1 rRNA gene is annotated in these 1,560 nt (G+C 49.3%); it reads left to right on the top strand.

Annotated features, from left to right (window positions below):
- Nucleotides 1-141 precede the first annotated feature (141 nt).
- Nucleotides 142-1,560, top strand: a 16S ribosomal RNA gene (locus MMY95_RS15510); the annotation flags it as partial.

The raw sequence follows: 1,560 nt of genomic DNA, 5'->3' as shown, positions 1-1,560 counted from the left end.
CTTTGAAAACTGAACAAAGTTTCGACGAATCAAATGTGTAGGGTCTCTTGATTTTGAATCAAGAGCAAAACATTTGCGAAGTCAATTCGCTAGCAAATAAATTTTAGTACAACATTAAATGAGCTTTTTAGAACTCATCATTAATTTGAGAGTTTGATCCTGGCTCAGGACGAACGCTGGCGGCGTGCCTAATACATGCAAGTCGAACGAACTCTGGTATTGATTGGTGCTTGCATCATGATTTACATTTGAGTGAGTGGCGAACTGGTGAGTAACACGTGGGAAACCTGCCCAGAAGCGGGGGATAACACCTGGAAACAGATGCTAATACCGCATAACAACTTGGACCGCATGGTCCGAGTTTGAAAGATGGCTTCGGCTATCACTTTTGGATGGTCCCGCGGCGTATTAGCTAGATGGTGGGGTAACGGCTCACCATGGCAATGATACGTAGCCGACCTGAGAGGGTAATCGGCCACATTGGGACTGAGACACGGCCCAAACTCCTACGGGAGGCAGCAGTAGGGAATCTTCCACAATGGACGAAAGTCTGATGGAGCAACGCCGCGTGAGTGAAGAAGGGTTTCGGCTCGTAAAACTCTGTTGTTAAAGAAGAACATATCTGAGAGTAACTGTTCAGGTATTGACGGTATTTAACCAGAAAGCCACGGCTAACTACGTGCCAGCAGCCGCGGTAATACGTAGGTGGCAAGCGTTGTCCGGATTTATTGGGCGTAAAGCGAGCGCAGGCGGTTTTTTAAGTCTGATGTGAAAGCCTTCGGCTCAACCGAAGAAGTGCATCGGAAACTGGGAAACTTGAGTGCAGAAGAGGACAGTGGAACTCCATGTGTAGCGGTGAAATGCGTAGATATATGGAAGAACACCAGTGGCGAAGGCGGCTGTCTGGTCTGTAACTGACGCTGAGGCTCGAAAGTATGGGTAGCAAACAGGATTAGATACCCTGGTAGTCCATACCGTAAACGATGAATGCTAAGTGTTGGAGGGTTTCCGCCCTTCAGTGCTGCAGCTAACGCATTAAGCATTCCGCCTGGGGAGTACGGCCGCAAGGCTGAAACTCAAAGGAATTGACGGGGGCCCGCACAAGCGGTGGAGCATGTGGTTTAATTCGAAGCTACGCGAAGAACCTTACCAGGTCTTGACATACTATGCAAATCTAAGAGATTAGACGTTCCCTTCGGGGACATGGATACAGGTGGTGCATGGTTGTCGTCAGCTCGTGTCGTGAGATGTTGGGTTAAGTCCCGCAACGAGCGCAACCCTTATTATCAGTTGCCAGCATTAAGTTGGGCACTCTGGTGAGACTGCCGGTGACAAACCGGAGGAAGGTGGGGATGACGTCAAATCATCATGCCCCTTATGACCTGGGCTACACACGTGCTACAATGGATGGTACAACGAGTTGCGAACTCGCGAGAGTAAGCTAATCTCTTAAAGCCATTCTCAGTTCGGATTGTAGGCTGCAACTCGCCTACATGAAGTCGGAATCGCTAGTAATCGCGGATCAGCATGCCGCGGTGAATACGTTCCCGGGCCTTGTAC

Source organism: Lactiplantibacillus sp. ME-2 (assembly GCF_022549155.1).
Classification (GTDB): Bacteria; Bacillota; Bacilli; order Lactobacillales; family Lactobacillaceae; genus Lactiplantibacillus; species Lactiplantibacillus plantarum.
This window is presented reverse-complemented; position numbering and strand designations above follow the sequence as displayed.